General features: G+C 70.0%; 20 protein-coding genes. 6 read left to right on the top strand and 14 right to left on the bottom strand.

All coding sequences use genetic code 11. The features are described 5' to 3' along the window. From ACFQVC_RS34990 to ACFQVC_RS34940, 11 genes are all read right to left on the bottom strand, one after another. The gene (locus ACFQVC_RS34990; RefSeq protein ID WP_381838293.1) at positions 1 to 441 is read right to left on the bottom strand and encodes a Fur family transcriptional regulator; all 441 of its coding nucleotides are present in this window, start codon (positions 439 to 441) and stop codon (positions 1 to 3) included. After that, positions 435 to 755 (bottom strand): response regulator, encoded by a 321-nt coding sequence (locus ACFQVC_RS34985; RefSeq protein WP_381838291.1) that lies wholly within the window; start codon positions 753 to 755, stop codon positions 435 to 437. Before ACFQVC_RS34985 ends, ACFQVC_RS34990 begins: the two co-directional genes overlap by 7 nt. A 136-nt stretch (positions 756 to 891) precedes the next feature. Further along, entirely contained in the window at positions 892 to 1,464 is a 573-nt protein-coding gene (locus ACFQVC_RS34980; RefSeq protein ID WP_381838289.1) for a heme-binding beta-barrel domain-containing protein, read from the bottom strand. A 250-nt stretch (positions 1,465 to 1,714) separates the two neighbouring features. Then, entirely contained in the window at positions 1,715 to 1,972 is a 258-nt protein-coding gene (locus ACFQVC_RS34975) for a DUF3099 domain-containing protein (RefSeq protein WP_381838287.1), read from the bottom strand. A 187-nt stretch (positions 1,973 to 2,159) separates the two neighbouring features. After that, entirely contained in the window at positions 2,160 to 2,447 is a 288-nt protein-coding gene (locus ACFQVC_RS34970; RefSeq protein WP_381838285.1) for a DUF1416 domain-containing protein, read from the bottom strand. Between the two features lie 34 nt (positions 2,448 to 2,481). Continuing rightward, positions 2,482 to 3,324, bottom strand: a complete 843-nt coding sequence (locus ACFQVC_RS34965) for a sulfurtransferase (protein WP_381838283.1) — start codon at positions 3,322 to 3,324, stop codon at positions 2,482 to 2,484. A 150-nt stretch (positions 3,325 to 3,474) separates the two neighbouring features. Further along, the gene (locus ACFQVC_RS34960) at positions 3,475 to 3,555 is read right to left on the bottom strand and encodes a putative leader peptide (RefSeq protein WP_350310325.1); all 81 of its coding nucleotides are present in this window, start codon (positions 3,553 to 3,555) and stop codon (positions 3,475 to 3,477) included. A 283-nt stretch (positions 3,556 to 3,838) separates the two neighbouring features. After that, positions 3,839 to 4,573 carry an LmeA family phospholipid-binding protein gene (locus ACFQVC_RS34955; protein ID WP_381838281.1) on the bottom strand — a complete coding sequence of 245 codons (735 nt, stop codon included), beginning with the start codon at positions 4,571 to 4,573 and terminating at the stop codon, positions 3,839 to 3,841. 161 nt (positions 4,574 to 4,734) lie between these two features. Continuing rightward, positions 4,735 to 6,003, bottom strand: a complete 1,269-nt coding sequence (locus ACFQVC_RS34950; protein WP_381838279.1) for a hypothetical protein — start codon at positions 6,001 to 6,003, stop codon at positions 4,735 to 4,737. Positions 6,004 to 6,013: 10 nt separating this feature from the next. Further along, positions 6,014 to 6,268, bottom strand: coding sequence for a MoaD/ThiS family protein (locus ACFQVC_RS34945; RefSeq protein ID WP_381838277.1), 255 nt, complete (start codon positions 6,266 to 6,268; stop codon positions 6,014 to 6,016). A gap of 71 nt (positions 6,269 to 6,339) precedes the next feature. Further along, positions 6,340 to 7,206, bottom strand: coding sequence for an alpha/beta hydrolase (locus ACFQVC_RS34940; RefSeq protein WP_381838275.1), 867 nt, complete (start codon positions 7,204 to 7,206; stop codon positions 6,340 to 6,342). 257 nt (positions 7,207 to 7,463) lie between these two features. On the opposite strand from ACFQVC_RS34940, the gene ACFQVC_RS34935 reads away from it, so the two are divergent. From ACFQVC_RS34935 to ACFQVC_RS34910, 6 genes are all read left to right on the top strand, one after another. After that, entirely contained in the window at positions 7,464 to 8,285 is an 822-nt protein-coding gene (locus ACFQVC_RS34935) for a winged helix-turn-helix transcriptional regulator (RefSeq protein ID WP_381838273.1), read from the top strand. 23 nt (positions 8,286 to 8,308) lie between these two features. Then, positions 8,309 to 9,331 (top strand): LacI family DNA-binding transcriptional regulator, encoded by a 1,023-nt coding sequence (locus ACFQVC_RS34930; RefSeq protein WP_381838271.1) that lies wholly within the window; start codon positions 8,309 to 8,311, stop codon positions 9,329 to 9,331. A gap of 138 nt (positions 9,332 to 9,469) precedes the next feature. Continuing rightward, positions 9,470 to 10,534: a S1C family serine protease gene (locus ACFQVC_RS34925; RefSeq protein ID WP_381838269.1), complete on the top strand. Its 1,065-nt coding sequence runs from the start codon at positions 9,470 to 9,472 to the stop codon at positions 10,532 to 10,534. 87 nt (positions 10,535 to 10,621) lie between these two features. Next, positions 10,622 to 10,876, top strand: coding sequence for a hypothetical protein (locus ACFQVC_RS34920; protein WP_381838267.1), 255 nt, complete (start codon positions 10,622 to 10,624; stop codon positions 10,874 to 10,876). A gap of 38 nt (positions 10,877 to 10,914) precedes the next feature. Further along, positions 10,915 to 11,640, top strand: a complete 726-nt coding sequence (locus tag ACFQVC_RS34915; protein ID WP_381838265.1) for a response regulator transcription factor — start codon at positions 10,915 to 10,917, stop codon at positions 11,638 to 11,640. Continuing rightward, positions 11,637 to 13,100 (top strand): HAMP domain-containing sensor histidine kinase, encoded by a 1,464-nt coding sequence (locus ACFQVC_RS34910; RefSeq protein WP_381838263.1) that lies wholly within the window; start codon positions 11,637 to 11,639, stop codon positions 13,098 to 13,100. Before ACFQVC_RS34915 ends, ACFQVC_RS34910 begins: the two co-directional genes overlap by 4 nt. Here the strand turns inward: ACFQVC_RS34910 and ACFQVC_RS34905 are convergent. From ACFQVC_RS34905 to ACFQVC_RS34895, 3 genes are all read right to left on the bottom strand, one after another. Continuing rightward, complete coding sequence (locus ACFQVC_RS34905; RefSeq protein ID WP_381838440.1) at positions 13,080 to 13,964, bottom strand: phosphatidylinositol-specific phospholipase C; 885 nt, start codon at positions 13,962 to 13,964, stop codon at positions 13,080 to 13,082. The genes ACFQVC_RS34910 and ACFQVC_RS34905 overlap by 21 nt on opposite strands. A 125-nt stretch (positions 13,965 to 14,089) precedes the next feature. Further along, positions 14,090 to 15,382, bottom strand: coding sequence for an LmeA family phospholipid-binding protein (locus ACFQVC_RS34900; RefSeq protein WP_381838261.1), 1,293 nt, complete (start codon positions 15,380 to 15,382; stop codon positions 14,090 to 14,092). Between the two features lie 112 nt (positions 15,383 to 15,494). Then, entirely contained in the window at positions 15,495 to 17,303 is a 1,809-nt protein-coding gene (locus ACFQVC_RS34895; protein ID WP_381838259.1) for a bifunctional metallophosphatase/5'-nucleotidase, read from the bottom strand. Positions 17,304 to 17,310: the final 7 nt, after the last annotated feature.

Genomic DNA, 17,310 nt, shown 5'->3' with positions numbered 1-17,310 from the left:
TTATTCCCCGGCCTCCTTCGCCTTCTCCTTCGCACAGCTGCCGCATCGGCCGAAGATCGCGAAGTGCTTCATATCGGTGTCGAAGCCGAAGGTGTCGCGGAGCTTCGCGGTGAAGTCCGCGGCGATCCCGACATCGGCCTCGATCACATTGGTGCAGTCACGGCAGACCAGATGGATGTGGTGATGGCGGTCGGCCAGGTGGTACGTCGGCGCACCGTGCCCCAGGTGGGCGTGGCTGACCAGGCCCAGCTCCTCCAGGAGTTCCAGGGTGCGGTAGACCGTGGAGATGTTCACGCCGGAGGCGGTCTTGCGCACCTCGGCGAGGATGTCGTCCGGGGTCGCGTGCTCCAGGGTGTCGACCGCTTCGAGGACAAGCTGGCGCTGCGGCGTCAGCCGGTAGCCGCGCTGTCTGAGGTCGCTCTTCCAGTCGGTGCTCACCACGTCGTCAAGTGTAGGCGTGCCTCACCCACGACAGCCTCGAGTCGCAGGGGCCTGGCCGCGAAGACAACCGGTATGTCGGGTCCGTCCCGGCGCAGAATGCGGGCGACCTCGTGGCCGTCGAGATCCGGCAGGTCGGGGTCGAGCACCAGCAGGTCCAGGCGCTGCGACCAGGCGGCGTTGAGGGCCTCGACGCCGCTGCGCGCGGTGGCCACATCGCAGCCGGCCAGGCGCAGCGACAAGGTGAGCAGGTCACGGCTGTGCGGGTCGGAGGCGACGACGAGGGCGCGGGCGGAGATACGAGCGGGGCCGGTCACCTGTCCACAGGTACCGGCCCCGTCTCAAAAGACTCTGAGAACTCTCTGTGCGCCGCTTGAAGGTGCGCCGAGCTCGTGACGTGCTTGCGCCTTCTCGGAGTCTGCGTGTGCCTACTCGCTTGAAGTCTGCGTGTGCCTACTTGAAGAAGGCGATGCCGTCGTCCGGCAGGTCGCCCAGATCCTTGGCCCAGGACTCCACGTCCTCGGGCGTCACGGTCTTCTTCAGCTGCGCCGACATGTAAGGCCGCAGCGGCACCTCGGGGGTCTGCTTCTCGCCGACCCACATGAGGTCGCTCTTCACATAGCCGTAGAGCCGCTTGCCGCCGCTGTACGGGCCGGACGCCGCCGTCCGCGCGACCGCGTCCGTGGCCAGGTCGATCTGCGGCTTCTTGTCCGCGAGCTCGCCGTACCAGACCTCCACGACACCGTCGTCGCGCACCATCACGACCTCGACCTTGCGGTCCTTGTCGATGCGCCAGAAGCCGGACTCGGACTCCAGGGGCTTGACCTTGTTGCCCTCGGCGTCGAGCACCCAGGTGTGCGAGCGGTACTCGAGGAAGTCCCGCCCGTCGTGGCTGAAGCTGACCTCCTGGCCGAAGTTGCACTTCTCGGAGCCGGGGAAGTCGTGCACGCCCGCGCCGGCCCAGTTGCCGAGGAGGAAGGCGAGGGGCACGAGGTCCGGATGGAGGTCGGACGGGATCTCGATCATGAGCTACTCAGGCGATCTGTGTAGGAGCGGAGGTCAGCGCTGACCCTGGTACAGCTTCTTCACGGTCAGTCCGGCGAACGCGAGAACGCCGACGCAGACCAGAACCAGCAGGGCTGAGAAGAATGCCTCAAGCACGGGGTGCTCCTCGTGAGCGGTATGAGCGGACGGGCCGCGCACCAGCTTAGTCCGCCCGTCCCCGCCCTTCTCTGCGAGGTGGGCCGCCCCGGGGAACGGCGCCGGTCACCGGGGGTCACCGGCGGCGCTTGCCGTCGAGTTCGTCCCACCACTCGTCGGACTTCGCGTCCCCCGAGGGGTCGTCCCACCAGCGGTCTTCGGGGCCGCGGCGGTTGGCGACGATGGCGGCCAGGGGCGGGATGACCATGGCGACCACACACATGCCGACGGCCACGGGGATCGACCAGAGGCGTACGACGGCCCACGCCAGGACGAACAGGCCGATGCAGAGGCCCATCATGGCGAAGTAGGCGTGCCGCCTTCGCGCGTACATAACTCCAGCGTAGGACGGAAATCAGGGCGAGGACAGGGACCGGCGCAAGGCCTGCGCAGGGCCCGGCATGCGCGGCCGCCGCGTCCCGCCACCGGGCCAGGAACGGCAGAACCGGAGGACCGCACCCGTTGTCCTGGTAAGCGTCCAACCCCCAGGGGTGCGGCCCTCCGGCGTACGGAGAGCGGTCTCAGACCGCGATGGCGACCTCCGCCAGACCGCCGGTCTGCGCCACGACCTTGCGGTCGGCCGTGCCGCCGGGCACGAGGGCGCGCACGGTCCAGGTGCCCTCGGCCGCGTAGAAGCGGAACTGTCCGGTCGCCGAGGTCGGGACCTCGGCGGTGAATTCGCCGGTCGAGTCGAGGAGACGGACGTACCCGGTGACGGGCTCGCCGTCGCGGGTCACCTGCCCCTGGATGGTGGTCTCACCGGGCTTGATCGTCGAGGCGTCGGGGCCGCCGGCCTGTGCTCCACACATGAGTCAATGTCCTCCGGGTTCCGGTCAGTCGATGTCAGTTGGAGCCGAGCTCGATCGGGACGCCGACGAGCGAGCCGTACTCGGTCCACGAGCCGTCGTAGTTCTTGACGTTCTCGACACCGAGCAGCTCGTGCAGCACGAACCAGGTCAGGGCCGAGCGCTCACCGATGCGGCAGTACGCGATGGTGTCCTTGGCGAGGTCCACCTGCTCGTCGGCGTAGAGCTGCTTGAGCTCGTCGTCCGACTTGAAGGTGCCGTCGTCGTTGGCGTTCTTGGACCACGGGATGTTGCGGGCGCTGGGCACGTGGCCCGGACGCTGCGACTGCTCCTGCGGCAGGTGGGCCGGGGCGAGCAGCTTGCCGCTGAACTCGTCGGGCGAGCGCACGTCGACCAGGTTCTCGGTGTTGATGGCCTTGACCACGTCGTCGCGGAAGGCGCGGATCGCGGTGTTCTGCGCCTTGGCCTTGTACGTCGTCGCGGGGCGCTGCGGCACTTCGGCGCCGTCGACCAGGTCGCGGGAGTCCAGCTCCCACTTCTTGCGGCCGCCGTCGAGCAGCTTCACGCTGTCGTGGCCGTAGAGCTTGAAGTACCAGTAGGCGTACGAGGCGAACCAGTTGTTGTTGCCGCCGTAGAGAACGACCGTGTCGTCATTGGCGATACCGCGCGCGGAGAGCAGCTTCTCGAAGCCCTCCTGGTCGACGAAGTCACGGCGGACCGGGTCCTGCAGGTCGGTCTTCCAGTCGATCTTGACGGCGTTCTTGATGTGGTTCTTGTCGTACGCCGATGTGTCCTCGTCGACCTCGACGATGACGACCTTGGGGTTGTCGAGGTTCGCCTCGACCCAGTCGGCGTCTACCAGGACGTCGCTGCGGCTCATGCTCGTTCTCCTCCGGGGCAGTTGCGGCGGGATGGTGCGCGAAGAGGGGGTGCGGGTGCGCGACGGTGCGGCGCACATGGCACGGGGGTGGCCCGGAAGCCGCCGGAAGGCGTCAAGGGGGCCCGGGGATACGGGAGTCGGAGCTCCCGCTCAGAAGGTGCGACAGAGCATGGCGGCGACGCGGCACAGGTCTACTGCCCGCCGCTTCGTAAGGTCCGCCTGTCGCTTCATGCGACCGATCGTAGGGATGCGGTGCCTGCCGTGTCACCGGCGTGTCGGATCCTGAGACACGATCGTCCGCATTGCGGGACGGGTAGCCCCACGGGGCCCGTGCGGGAGGCCTCGGGGCGCGGTGTCGCACCCGTCACATCTGCTTCCCGGACGTGACCGTCTCACTCTCCGGACGTCAGCGGCTTGTTCCCCCACCCCGCCCCGTCCCGAAGTCCTCCCGCCCCGTCCCGAGTCCTACGGACGGCTTGTCCTCAGGCGCCGGACGGGCTGAATCAATTGAGCCTCAGCCGACCAGCTTCACCTGGGAGCCCGTGACCGTGACCGAGACGCCGTCCGGGGCCGCTTCGACCTTGTCCAGCTTGATCCCGGCCGGCAGTCCGTCGATGACCTGCTGGAAGTCGGTGATCTGGCGCATCCGCTGCTCGGCGATCGCCACCGCCCCCAGCTTCGGCAGCGCGTCGGCGTGCACCTGCACCCTCTTGCCGCCCTCGACCGTGGCCGAGCTGACGACCTCGACCGGCCTGGGCAGCGTCTTGCCGAGGACGGTGGCCTCGATGGCCACCTTGATCTTGCCGTTGCCGCCGTCGGACAGACCGACGACCTTGGCCGTGACACCGGGCGCCACCTGCACCGGCTCGACCTTCGCGGCCTTGAGGAGTTCGTCGTACGCGATCCGCGCGGACCCGGAGGCCTCGGCCGCGGTCGCGGAGCTGTAGTCGTCGGAGAAGGCCACCCCGCGCATCTTGGCGGTCAGTTCGTCGATCCTGACCTTGCCGCCGCCGTTGGACGCCTCGAAGCCGTCGATGCCAACCTCCACGTCGTCGAGCTCGCCGCCCGCGACCTGGGTCAGAAAGGGAAAGCCCTTGATGGAGACGTCGGGGGTCTGCGCCAGGCCCTCGCTGGTCCGCAGCCGCTCCGCCGCCTCGTCCTCGGCGAAGCCGACGGCTATGCGGTCGGCGGCGACGAAGAGGCCGCCGAGGATGACAGCGATGATCAGAACTATTCGCAAAGCGCGCATGGCTCGGTGTTTCCCCCCACTGGAAATCCCACGCCGGAACGGACGTTGAGCGCGAGCCTAAACGACGGGTCCCCCGGCGAAGCCTCGGCGGGCGCTCGTCGGGGGACCTGTCGATCAGTTGTGACGCTCAGGCGGTTGTGACGCTCAGGCAGTCGTGACGCTCAGGCGATGGCGCGCCCCAGCAGATAGAGCGCGGGCACAGCCGCGGTCAGCGGCAGCGCGACCCCGGCGGTCATGTGCACGAAGCGGGACGGGTAGTCGTAGCTCGCCACCCGCAGGCCGACGAGCGCGCACACCCCGGCGCCGAGCCCGAGCAGCGCGCCCCCGGCCCCGAGCGCGGTCATCCCGCCGACCGCGATCCCCGCGCCGGCCGCGGCGAGCAGCGCCACCACGACGGAGGCCGGTCCGGGAAGCGGGAGGGCCCGCGCGATCACGGCGGCGGCCACCGCCGCCGCGCCCACGGACACGGCCGCCGGCTCCGCCGCGAGCGTGCCCGCCCCGAGGACCGCGAGCGCGGCCGAAGTGACCGTCGCCATCAGGCCGTACATCCGCTCGTCCGCACCCGCGTGGCTGCGCAGCTGCAGGACGAGGGTGAGCAGCACCCAGACTCCGCCGGTGCCGAGGATCGCGGCGGGCGCGTTCTCCCGGCCCGCGACCAGGACCACCGCGTCGGCGACCACACCGCCCAGGAAGGCGAGCGCGATGCCCTGCCGCGCGGGCCACATGCCGTTGAGCCTGAACCAGCCCGCGGCGGTCAGGGCCTGCAGCGCGAGCAGCGGTACGAGCAGTGCGTACGTCCCGATGGCCGCGCCGCCCGCGAGCAGCAGGCCGAGGGCCGCGGTGATCGCGGCGGGCTGCATCCCGGGCTCGATGACGGGCGAGCGCCCTTCGGCCCGAGCCCGCTGGGCGTCGGTGACCCGGGTGTTGCCGGTGACGGTGGGCGGGCCGTAGTCGGGCGACGGCACCGCGGCTTCCTGGGCCGCAGGCGCCTGGGCCGCAGGCGCCTGGGCCGCGGGCGGGACGGTTCCGCCGACGGCAGCGGTCTCGGCGGGCAGCGGCTCCGCCACGTACCCCTGCGGCGGCAGATAGGCGGTATCCGCGCCCGTCACCTGCGGCTGGGACTGCGGCTGGGACTGGGGCGTGACCTGCTGCTGGTGGTACTCCGTGTCCCAGGTCTGCCCCTGGAAGGTCTGCGTGTGTCCCTGAGGGACCTCGTGCCCCCCGCCCTGCGGCCACTGCTGCTGTTGCTGCTGCTGCGCATAAGCGTCGTAGGACGGCTCGTACGGCTGCAGCTGTGGGTACGGGTGGTGCTCCCCGGGCTGCTGGTGATGCTCCCCGGGCTGCGGCTGCTGTGGCTGCTGATACGCGTCGCCGGGCGGCTGCTGGTACGGGTCGTAGGGCTCATACGGTTCGTACGGCTGCTGACTCATCGCGGGTGCCTCACCCTCCTGCGAACGGCGGGAGCACCTCGACCGTGCCGCCCTCGGCAAGCGTCACGGTCTCATGCCCGCGGGTGCCCACGGGGTCACCGTCGATCAGGAACGAACATCGCTGCAGGACGCGGACGAGTTCGCCGGGGTGTCGCCCGCGCGCGGCATCCAGGGCCTCGGCGAGCGTCGCCGCGTCGTACGGCTCCTCGGCGACACCGGCCGCGGACTTGGCGGCCGCCCAGTAGCGGATGGTGCCGTGTGCCATGACGCGACTCCTTTCGTTTCGTACCGCCCAAGTATCCGTGCTCCGCGCACCGTGCCGGACCGCGCCGGGGCTCAGACAGAGGTGGCCCATCTCGCAATCCGCGCGAGCAGCTGGTCGTCCGCCGCGTGCTCCGCGTGCCCCATCCCCGGCTCCAGCCACAGCTCCGCCGCCCCGGCCGCCGCCGAGGCGAGCATGCGGGGGTGGTCGAGCGGGAAGTACGGGTCCCGCTCGCCGTGCACGATCAGGAGCGGGGCCGGAGCGATCAGCGGGACCGCCTCGACCGGCGACAGCGGCACCGGATCCCAGTCGCGGTGATAGATGCGGGTACGCAGCACATGGCGCCCGACCACCCGCCCCACGGGACGTGTGACGAGCCAGTGCAGCCGGCGCATCGGAGCCGTGCCGCGGTAGTACCAGCGCGCCGGGGCGCTCACCGCGACGACTGCGTCAGCGCCCGCTTCTGTGCGCCCCTCTCCTTCTGTGCGCCCATCGGTGCGCCCCTTGTGGAGCGCCGCGTGCCGCAGCACCACCGAACCGCCCATGGAGAAACCAACCGTCACCACGCGCGCGTGCCCGAAGGAACGCGCCCAGTCGACGGCCGCCGCCAGATCGAGCACCTCACGGTCGCCGACCGTGGACCGTCCGCCGGACTTCCCGTGCCCGCGGAAAGTGAAGGTGACCACGGCCGCGAACTGCGCGAAAACCCCCGCCGCGCGACGCACGTGCGGCCGCTCCAGATCCCCCGTGAAGCCGTGCGCGACCACGATCACCGGGTCCTGCGGCCCGGCGGGACCCGGCTCGTACGCGGCGTCGATCGGCACCCCGTCGACGGTGCGCAAAGTGGTACGCAGCGTCGCGTACCCGCTCCGCGCGGTGACCTCCGAAGTGATCGGCTGCACAGAAGATCGCGTCTCACGCCCTGCCGGTCCCGTGGTCATGTGGGCTATTCTGCTTGGCGAAGGATCCGGGCAGCGCAGCCCCCGGGTCCTTTCGTGCTTTCAGGCCGGGGCTCACAACCGGCGCGAAAGCACGGCGGATTCCAGGGCGCGGGAGCCGCACCAGCACCGACGCAGCACCGGCGGCGTGAAGTACGAAGCAGTGCCGAAAACGTCCTCGCAGGGACCGAGGAGGAACCAGACGTTATGGGCGAGCGAACCGTGCACGACAGTCAGACGATCCGGGCGGGTGGAGCGCGATGAGCTCTCTGCTGCTCCTCACCAATGCCCTTCAGCCGTCGACGGAGGTGCTCCCCGCCCTCGGCCTGCTCCTTCACAACGTGCGCGTCGCTCCGGCGGAGGGGCCCGCTCTCGTCGACACTCCTGGCGCCGATGTCATCCTCATCGACGGGCGCCGTGACCTTCCGCAGGTACGCAGCCTCTGCCAGCTGCTCCGCTCCACCGGACCCGGCTGCCCGCTGGTGCTCGTCGTGACGGAGGGCGGTCTCGCGGCCGTCACCGCCGACTGGGGCATCGACGACGTGCTGCTCGACACCGCGGGGCCCGCCGAGGTCGAGGCCAGGCTCCGGCTCGCGATGGGCCGCCAGCAGATCACCGGCGACGACTCCCCCATGGAGATCCGCAACGGCGATCTCTCCGTGGACGAGGCGACGTACAGCGCCAAGCTCAAGGGCCGCGTTCTCGACCTGACCTTCAAGGAGTTCGAGCTCCTGAAGTACCTGGCGCAGCACCCCGGCCGGGTCTTCACCCGTGCCCAGCTGCTCCAAGAGGTCTGGGGATACGACTACTTCGGCGGTACGCGGACCGTGGACGTCCATGTCCGGCGCCTGCGCGCGAAGCTCGGCCCCGAGCACGAGTCGCTGATCGGCACCGTGCGCAACGTGGGCTACCGCTTCGTGACGCCGGAGAAGGTCGACCGAGGGGCCGACGAGGCCAAGGCGAAGGCCGCCAGGCCGCGTCCGCGTGACGAGGACGAGCCTTCTGCGGCTTCTGCGGCTTCTGTCTCCGAGAGGTCCACGACCGAGTCTCCGGAACCTGCCGCACGACCTGCAAAGAGGTAGCTCTCCCCGCGTAGACTTCGCGCGTGGCCAAGGTGACGCGGGACGATGTGGCACGACTGGCGGGTACGTCGACCGCGGTCGTCAGCTACGTCATCAACAACGGACCCCGGCCGGTCGCCCCGGCCACGCGCGAGCGTGTACTCGCCGCGATCAAGGAGCTGGGCTACCGGCCCGACCGGGTCGCGCAGGCGATGGCGTCGCGGCGGACCGACCTCATAGGCATGATCGTGCCGGACGCGCGCCAGCCGTTCTTCGCGGAGATGGCGCATGCCGTGGAACAGGCCGCAGCCGAGCGCGGAAAGATGGTGCTCGTCGGCAACTCCGACTACCTCGACGAGCGCGAGGTGCACTATCTGCGGGCCTTCCTCGGTATGCGTGTCTCCGGTCTGATCCTGGTCAGCCAGGGTCCGAGCGAGCACGCCGCCGCCGAGATCGAGGCCTGGGACGCCCGTGTGGTGCTGCTGCACCGGCGCCCCGAGGCCATCGAGGACGTCGCCGTCGTCACCGATGACATCGGCGGCTCCCAGCTCGCCACCCGCCATCTCCTGGAGCACGGCCACGCCTACGTCGGCTGCCTCGGCATCACGGAGGCGACGCCCACCATCGGCGACCCCGTGGCCGATCACATCGAGGGCTGGCGGCGTGCGATGGGCGAGGCGGGCCTCTCCACCGAGGGCCGGCTCTTCGAAGCGCCGTACAACCGCTACGACGCTTACAAGATCGCCCTGGAGATCCTGTCCCGTCCCGACCGGCCCACCGCCATGGTGTGCGCCACCGACGACCAGGCCATCGGTCTCCTTCGTGCCGCGCGTGAGCTGCGGATCGATGTGCCGGGCGAGCTGGCCGTGGCCGGGTTCGACGACGTGAAGGAGGCGGCGCTCACCGATCCGCCGCTGACCACGGTCGCGTCGGACCGGCCCGCGATGGCCCGCGCGGCGGTGGATCTGCTCCTCGACGACTCGCTGCGGGTGGCCGGTTCGCGCCGTGAGCGGCTGCGCCTCTTCCCCTCGCGGCTCGTGGTGCGGCAGTCCTGCGGCTGCGCGTGACGACGGCGTAGCGGCGGCGGGGCGGTCGCGGGTCGGCCCTCCGCCGCGGCAGCCCTTTATTTGGGGCATACAGGCTTCTGCCGGGCTTCTCAGGGCGTACTCAGACGGCTCTCATGATCGCTGGCAAAGCTCTGAGACATGACCGAAAGCTTCCGCCGCAGCGGCGAGAACCCCGAGCAGCACCCCGAGCAGCAGCAGTCCTTCCCGGCCTCCGCCCCGCCCTCCGCCCACTACGACGGCGCGTACGGCGCCTACCCGCCGCCGCCCTCGTACTCTCCCGGCCCCGCTCCCGCCCCCGCCGCCGGACCGCAGCCCGGCAGCCGGCGTCGCGCCAAGGGCCCCGTCGCCCTGCTGGCCGCCGTCGCCCTCGCGGCCGCGGCCGTCGGCGGCGGCACCGCGTACGCCGCGCAGGAGTTCTTCGGCAAGACGGCGTCCGCGGCGACCGGGGTCAACGGCACCAACGCGGCCGCGGGCAGCAAGGGCAGCGTCAGCGGGGTCGCCAACGCGGTCAGCGACAGCATCGTCGAGATACAGGCGAACACCACCTCCGGGCAGTCCACCGGCTCCGGCGTGATCATCACGTCCGACGGCGAGATCATCACCAACAACCATGTCGTGTCGGGTGCTTCGACGGTCAAGGTGAAGACCAACGACGGCAAGACCTACACCGCCGATGTCGTCGGCACCGACTCCGGCAAGGACCTGGCGCTGATCAAGCTGAAGGGCGCCTCGGGCCTCAAGGCGGCCGCGCTCGGCGACTCCGACAAGGTCGGCGTCGGTGACCAGGTCGTCGCCATCGGCTCCCCCGAGGGTCTGACCGGCACCGTCACCAGCGGCATCATCTCGGCCAAGGACCGTGATGTGACCGTCTCCAAGGACGGCGGCAAGGGTCAGCAGTCGCCTGGCCAGGGGCAGGGCGGTGGCGGCTGGCCGTTCGAGTACGAGGGCCAGCAGTTCAACGGCGACACGGGCTCGTCGAAGACCACGTACAAGGCCCTGCAGACCGATGCCTCGCTCAACCCCGGCAACTCCGGCGGCGCGCTCATCAACATGAACGGCGAGATCATCGGCATCAACTCCGCGATGTACTCGCCCAGTTCCGGCAGCGGCTCCAGCTCCGGCAGCGTGGGCCTCGGCTTCGCCATCCCGGTCAACACGGTGAAGTCGGACCTGGACACGCTGCGCTCCGGCTCCACGAAGTAGCTCCGGCTCCACGAAGTAAGGGACTCGCAGCAGCGGGACACAAAGCAGGGGAACCAAAAGCAGGGAACTCGAAGCAGGAGATCGACCATGACAACGCACCGCCGCGGCACCCGGGCTCCCGTCTCCGTCACCGTCACCGTCCACCGCATCCGGCACGCGCTCGCCGGAGCGCTCGGGTGGGGCCGGCCCACCGACACCGCGCTCGCCCTCGCCATAGCGGCCGAGCTGTACGCCCCCACCGCCCCGCCCGCGCGGGCCCCGGAGGTCGCGGCCAAGGCCACGGCCCCCCGCCCCAGCAGGAGCGCGGCCCGCCGCAATCGCCGCGGCGCCGTGCGAGGCTGAGTGCAGAAGTCCACCCGTACCCCAAGGAACCGACACCGATGAGCCCCGCCGAAGGCGACTCCCAGCGCATTCTGATCGTCGACGACGAGCCCGCCGTGCGCGAGGCACTGCAGCGCAGCCTCGCCTTCGAGGGCTACGGCACCGAAGTCGCCGCGGACGGTCTCGAAGCGGTCGAGAAGGCCGCCTCGTACCATCCCGACCTGCTCGTCCTCGATATCCAGATGCCTCGTATGGACGGTCTCACCGCCGCCCGCAGGCTGCGCGCCACCGGCTCCACGACGCCCATCCTGATGCTCACCGCCCGCGACACCGTGGGCGACCGTGTCACCGGCCTGGACGCCGGCGCCGACGACTATCTGGTCAAGCCGTTCGAGCTGGACGAGCTGTTCGCCCGGATCCGCGCTCTGCTCCGCCGTAGTTCGTACGCGGCCACGGCGATCGGCGCCCAGGACGACGACATCCTCGAGTTCGGCGACCTGAAGATGAATCTGGCGACGCGGGAAGTGGTGCGGGCGGGGCGGCAGGTCGAGCTGACCCGCACCGAGTTCACGCTCCTGGAGATGTTCCTCGCCCACCCGCGCCAGGTCCTCACCCGCGAGCAGATCCTGAAGGCCGTCTGGGGCTTCGACTTCGAGCCGAGCTCCAACTCCCTTGATGTGTACGTCATGTACCTGCGCCGCAAGACGGAAGCGGGCGGCGAGCCCCGGCTCGTGCACACGGTGCGGGGTGTGGGGTACGTACTGCGGTCGGGTGGGGCGGAGTGAGCGGTGCCGTGCGGCGCTTTCGTGAGCTGCCTCTTCGGTCACGCCTGGCCCTGCTCGTCGCCACGGCGGTGGCGGTGGCGGTCGCGGCCAGCGCGATGGCGTGCTGGATCGTCGTCCGCAACTCGCTCTACGAGTCGCTCGACGACGCCCTGCGCGGCAACCGTCTGACCCGTACCGACGCCCTGCAGCTGGTCGATCCGGGAGGGCGGTGCAGGACGGCCGTCCCCAGCCGGGCCACCCCTGATCTGTTCAAGCAGACCATCCAGCTGGTCGACGGCGACGGCAACAGCTGCATCGTGTTCGGCACCAAGGCGATCGACGTCGACGCGGCCGATGTGTCCGTGGCCCGCGGCAACTCGGACGAGACGATCCACAACGCCACGGCCGCCAACGGCGCCGAGTACCGGGTCTACACCTACCCCCTGGAAGGCGTGAACGGAGCGGTCTCCGTCGCCCGCCCGCTGTCGGAGGTCAACGACACCCTCAACAACCTCACGCTCCTGCTCGCCCTCGTCGCCGGCGTGGGCGTCCTCGGTGCGGGTGCCGCGGGCCTCTGGGTGGCGAGAACCGGGCTTCGTCCCGTCGATGAACTCACCGGTGCCGTGGAGCACGTGGCGAGGACCGAGGATCTGACCGTGCGGATCCCGGCCGAAGGGGACGACGAGATCGCGCGGCTCTCGCGGTCGTTCAACGCGATGACCGCCGCCCTCGCCAGCTCCCAGGAGCGCCAGGCGCAGCTGATCGCCGACGCGGGTCACGAGCTGCGGACGCCGCTGACCTCGCTGCGGACGAATATCGAGCTGCTGGCCAGGAGCGAGGAGACGGGGCGGGCCATTCCGCCGGAGGACCGCAAGGCGCTGCTCGCCTCGGTGAAGGCGCAGATGACCGAACTGGCGGCGCTGATCGGCGACTTGCAGGAGCTGGCCAGGCCCGATACGGGCGAGTCGGCCAAGGTGCAGGTCGTCGGGCTGCACACGACGGTGCGCACGGCCGTCGACCGGGCCCGGCTCCGTGGCCCGGAGCTGGTGATCGGGACGGAGCTCGCGCCGTGGTACGTACGCGCCGAGCAGCCTGCGCTGGAGCGGGCGATCGTGAACATCCTCGACAACGCCGTGAAGTTCAGCCCGCCGGGCGGCCGGATCGACGTACGCCTCGACCGGGGCGAGCTGACCGTGCGCGACCACGGGCCCGGTATCCCCGAGGACGAACTGCCGCATGTCTTCGACCGGTTCTGGCGCTCACCGTCCGCGCGCAGCCTGCCGGGCTCGGGGCTCGGTCTGTCGATCGTGGCGCGGACGGTGCAGCAGTGCGGCGGCGAGGTGGAGCTGCGGCGGGCCGAGGGCGGCGACGGGACGGTGGCGGTGGTCAGGCTGCCCGGCGCGCCGACACCCCCGCCGCAGCCGCCGCAGTCACAGCCGCTGGAGCCGCCGGAGCCGCCGTCAGTTGTGCCGGATCAGTGATTCGACAAGGCCCGCCCGGGTGTTGGGGTAGTCCATCGGGACGATACCGAGGCCGCGCCAGTCGCGGCCCGCGCCGTCCAGGAGGCTGTGGACCTGCGGGTTGAGGCGGTCCGCGTTCCACCGTGGCGGCAGGCCCGCCGCCGTGCTGACGAAGTTGATGTAAAAGGGCCCTGGCTCTGTGGCCGCCTGCTTGAACTGGGCCTCGATCCGGGGCCACTTGGCGAACGGCTCGGCCATGTAGTCGTCCTGGAGGTCGAAGACCGCGGTGTCGCCCCAGCGGATCCCGCCGGGGAGGCCGCCGTTGTCGGCGATCAGGACGACCTTGCCGCGGGCCGCACCCAGGGACGGCAGGGCGTTCCCGATCAGGAAGAGGGAGCGCCAGCCGCGCCGGTCGAGGTAGTCGGTGAACACCGCCCCGAACTCCGCGTCGGCGACCTCCGAGTACTCCTGCTTGACCCGCATGAGCACGGTCTCGGAGGGGTGGGCGGAGAGGAAGTCGCGGCAGGCGATCAGTACGTCGCCGAACATCAGCTCCTGGTAGAACGCGCCGTGGTGGATGGCGAAGGAGCCGTCGATGGCGCGGCAGCGGATGTCCAGGAAGCGTATTCCGGAGCCGAGTTGGGCGGCGATGGAGGTGTTCTGGCACTCCGTCCACGGGCCGCCGTGGCGCGCCCCCGAGTCATGCGTCCCCGGAATCGTCAGCGTCCGCAGCGCGGCCCCGTCACCGAGCCCCGCCATCCAGTCCTGCGTACCGAGCGTGCGGGCGCCACGGGCGTAGGAGGGCGCCGTGCCCGCGTACGAGAGCAGCCCGGTGGCGGTGAGTGCCGCCGCTCCCCTGAGAAATCCCCGTCGATCAAGATCCATGGTCATGACAGGGAGCGAATCACAGAGGGCGGGCGGACCGACAGACACGGAAGCGACAAACGCACGACGATCCGCGCCCCTCGGATCCGCCCGCGCACCCCGCGGAACCGCCCTCCCCCACGGCCTCACTTGCCGAACGTAAGCCCCGAGCCTTCGAGTCGTACGCGGATGCCGTCCTGCTCCACCTTCACGTCCTGCAGGCGGACATCGCCGGCGCCCGGCAGCTTGGGGAGCTGGAAGCCGAGGGAGAGGCGGTCGGCGAGTTCGGGCTTGGTGAGTTCGGAGAGGCCGTCGAGCAGGGCCGGGTCGAGGCCGATCTTCTTCAGGAGCCAGGGGTGGCCCATCGCCGCGTCGATGAGGTTGACCTTCATCAGGCCCTTCACGAACCGCGGGGAGCCGGTCAGTTCGGCCATCTTGGACTCGCTGTGCAGGGCGGCCCTGACGGCGGACTTCGGTACGCCGAGGCGCTCGACGACCTCGGGCACGGCGAACAGCGCCTTGACCTTCTTCGTCTCCTCGCGGATGTCGGCCGCGGACTTACGGCTCAGGTGCAGGCCCTCGCCCGGCCCGGTGCCGGGCCGGTAGGTCGCCAGGTCGCCGATGTCCAGGCGCATGCCGCCGATCTGGGTGGAGATGCCGTGGTCGCCGCTGCGCCGGATACGGGCCTCGGCGGCCACCTTCAGGTCGTGCCCGGCGACGGGCAGCGTGCCGCGGGCCAGGACCTGGTCGCGGCCGTGCCCGGTGAACGTGACCTGGGAAGCGCCGAGTTCACGGTTCAGGTCGTCGAAGGAGAGCAGCACTTCGCCGTTCATGGCGCCGATCTCGGCGCCCTTGAAGTCGAGCAGGCTGTTGTTGATCTTCACATCGGACGCGGTCGTGGAGACCTTGGCCAGGGAGACCCGGTCGGCGGCCACATCGGGGACGGTGATGTGGACGGTGTCGAGCCGGTCGTCCAGGGCCTGGGTGAGGAACGGGAAGCCGTCGATGTCGACCTCGGGTGCGGCGCTGAGGTGCATCGAGTCCTTGAGCTTGGCGGCCGCCTCGTGCTCGGTGTAAAGCAGCGCCCAGCGGTCGCCGAGGAACAGCAGGGCCGCCGCGACGAGCAGCAGGACCACGGACTTCGCGGCGACGGACAGCCCCGCGAAGCGGTTGCGGCGGCGGCTGCCGCGGCGGTGGTTGGGCGGGGCCCAGTCCTCTTCGGCGCTGTCGGGCTCCTCGTGCAGGAACTCGTCGAGCGGATGGCCCGCGAGGGCGGCCAGCTCGTCGTAGGGGTTGCCCTGCGGCGGGGTGTCCGTCTCCGCCCGGCGCGGATTCACGCCCTGGTGGCGGGGGCTCTGGGGCTGGTGGGGGCGGTGCTCGTCCTGGTAGCGGGGCGGATCGTCGTGACGCGTGGTTATGCGGTGGGGGGTGGTACGCATCGGCTCATCTGACCATGCGTGCCGCCCCCCGCCGCAAGTCCCTACTACCGGTAAGGGCGGAAATGCGTCACATCTTTTTCACGATTCGCTTACGGACCGTGCGTTGTGCCACTCACTTCACGACGGTAATGCGGTCCGCCTTCGGCGGGGCGATCGGCTTGTCCGCGGACGAGTTCGCCGTCAGATAGTCGTTGAACGCCTTCAGGTCATCGCTTCCGACCAGCGGGTTCTTGCCCTTGCCGAGCTCCGTGAAGCCATCGCCGCCGCCCGTGAGGAACGAGTTCATGGCGACCCGGTAGGTGGCGGCCTTGTCGATCGCCTTGCCGTTCAGCTTGATGGAGTCGACGACGACCCGGTCCGCGCCCGACTTCGTCATGTCGAGGGTGTACGTGAAGCCGTCCGAAACCTGCAGGATCTTCGGGGACGCCGCGTTCGGCCCGCTGACCTGCTGCTGCAGTGCGGTGATCAGCTGGGCGCCGGTGAGATCGACCAGATTCACGGTGTTGCTGAAGGGCTGCACGGTGAACGCCTCGCCGTAGGTCACCACCCCGTCGCCCTCGCTGCCACTGGCCTTGTGCACCAGGTCGGAGCGGATACCGCCGGGGTTCATCAGCGCGAGGACGGCCTTGGAGTCGAGCGACTTGGCGTGCGTGAGCTGTGCGTCCGCGATCAGATCGCCGAGCGGCTGCTCGGGCGTACCCGCGCCACGGCCCGGGATGTCGCCGGAGATGAAGCCCACCGGCTTGTTCGCGATCGGCGCGGCCAGCTTGTTCCAGCGCTCGATCAGCGAGGTCATGTCGGCGGCCTTGGCGACATCACGGCGTACGACATGGTTGGCGGACTTCACGCTGGTGCGCACGATGTCCTTGGTCTTGCGGTCGTACGTCAGCGTCGTGTCCGTGTAGAGCTTTCCGTACGAGGACGCCGAGGTGACCATGCGCGGCTTGCCGGCCGGGTCGGGAACGGTGCAGACGTACGCCTGGTGGGTGTGGCCGGTGACGAAGGCGTCCACCTTCGGCGAGACCTTCTTGGCGATGTCGGTGATCGGGCCCGAGATGCCGTCGCCGGGACCCGGGCTGTCGCAGTTGTAGTTGTACGCCTGCGAGGCGGGCTCACCGCCCTCGTGCACAAGGGTCACGATCGACTTCACGCCCTGCTTGTCCAGGATCTTGGCGTACTTGTCGATCGTCTCGATCTCGTCGTGGAACTTCAGGCCCTTGATGCCGTCGGCGGAGACGATGTCCGGGGTGCCTTCAAGGGTCAGACCGATGAAGCCGATCTTGACCCCGTTCTTCTTCCACACGGTGTACGGCTTGAGGATCGGCTTGCCGGTCTTCTCGTCCGTCACATTCGCCGCGAGATACGGGAAGTCGGCGCCCTCGAAGACCTTTCCGTCCTCGTAGCAGCCGTCCTTGGGGTGACAGCCGCCCTTCTGGATCCGCTCCAGCTCCTTGCGGCCCTCGTCGAACTCGTGGTTGCCGACGCTGCTGACATCCAGGTCGAGCTTGTTCAGGGCCTGCACGGTGGGCTCGTCGTGGAAGAGCCCGGACAGCAGCGGCGAGGCGCCGATCAGATCGCCGGCCGCGACGGTGGCGCTGTACTCGTGGTCCTCGCGGGCCTTGCGCAGGGACGTCGCGAGATACTCCACGCCACCGGCGTCGATCTTCTTCTCGGTGCCGTCCTGCTGCCGCTCGGTGACCTGTCCCGAGGAGCCGGCCGGCGGCTGCAGATTGCCGTGGAAGTCATTGAAGGACAGCAACTGCACATCGACCGTGCGCTTGCCCTTGCCCTTGTCGGACGCCTGCGCGGCCTCCGCGCCGGCCGGTATCGCCGCCGTCATGACTCCGGCGGCCGCGGCGAGCACCGCCACCCCCGCGATCAACCGGCCGCCGGTGAGGCGCCGTTGTGGTCTGACTGACATGAGCTCC

It is taken from the genome of Streptomyces monticola (assembly GCF_042665355.1).
In the GTDB taxonomy this organism is placed as follows: domain Bacteria; phylum Actinomycetota; class Actinomycetes; order Streptomycetales; family Streptomycetaceae; genus Streptomyces; species Streptomyces monticola.
The sequence above is the reverse complement of the archived record's forward strand: the minus strand, read 5'-3'. Positions and strand labels throughout refer to the sequence as shown.

Excerpts from the sequence above, each read along its gene's own strand:
- ACFQVC_RS34970 (WP_381838285.1), bottom strand. The coding sequence starts at position 2,447 with ATGTGTGGAGCACAGGCCGGCGGCCCCGACGCCTCGACGATCAAGCCC.
- ACFQVC_RS34915 (WP_381838265.1), top strand. The coding sequence starts at position 10,915 with ATGAGCCCCGCCGAAGGCGACTCCCAGCGCATTCTGATCGTCGACGAC.
- ACFQVC_RS34935 (WP_381838273.1), top strand. The coding sequence starts at position 7,464 with ATGAGCTCTCTGCTGCTCCTCACCAATGCCCTTCAGCCGTCGACGGAG.
- ACFQVC_RS34975 (WP_381838287.1), bottom strand. The coding sequence starts at position 1,972 with ATGTACGCGCGAAGGCGGCACGCCTACTTCGCCATGATGGGCCTCTGC.
- ACFQVC_RS34955 (WP_381838281.1), bottom strand. The coding sequence starts at position 4,573 with ATGCGCGCTTTGCGAATAGTTCTGATCATCGCTGTCATCCTCGGCGGC.
- ACFQVC_RS34960 (WP_350310325.1), bottom strand. The coding sequence starts at position 3,555 with ATGAAGCGACAGGCGGACCTTACGAAGCGGCGGGCAGTAGACCTGTGC.
- ACFQVC_RS34980 (WP_381838289.1), bottom strand. The coding sequence starts at position 1,464 with ATGATCGAGATCCCGTCCGACCTCCATCCGGACCTCGTGCCCCTCGCC.
- ACFQVC_RS34905 (WP_381838440.1), bottom strand. The coding sequence starts at position 13,964 with ATGGATCTTGATCGACGGGGATTTCTCAGGGGAGCGGCGGCACTCACC.
- ACFQVC_RS34920 (WP_381838267.1), top strand. The coding sequence starts at position 10,622 with ATGACAACGCACCGCCGCGGCACCCGGGCTCCCGTCTCCGTCACCGTC.
- ACFQVC_RS34965 (WP_381838283.1), bottom strand. The coding sequence starts at position 3,324 with ATGAGCCGCAGCGACGTCCTGGTAGACGCCGACTGGGTCGAGGCGAAC.
- ACFQVC_RS34925 (WP_381838269.1), top strand. The coding sequence starts at position 9,470 with ATGACCGAAAGCTTCCGCCGCAGCGGCGAGAACCCCGAGCAGCACCCC.
- ACFQVC_RS34900 (WP_381838261.1), bottom strand. The coding sequence starts at position 15,382 with ATGCGTACCACCCCCCACCGCATAACCACGCGTCACGACGATCCGCCC.
- ACFQVC_RS34945 (WP_381838277.1), bottom strand. The coding sequence starts at position 6,268 with ATGGCACACGGCACCATCCGCTACTGGGCGGCCGCCAAGTCCGCGGCC.
- ACFQVC_RS34940 (WP_381838275.1), bottom strand. The coding sequence starts at position 7,206 with ATGACCACGGGACCGGCAGGGCGTGAGACGCGATCTTCTGTGCAGCCG.
- ACFQVC_RS34895 (WP_381838259.1), bottom strand. The coding sequence starts at position 17,303 with ATGTCAGTCAGACCACAACGGCGCCTCACCGGCGGCCGGTTGATCGCG.
- ACFQVC_RS34950 (WP_381838279.1), bottom strand. The coding sequence starts at position 6,003 with ATGAGTCAGCAGCCGTACGAACCGTATGAGCCCTACGACCCGTACCAG.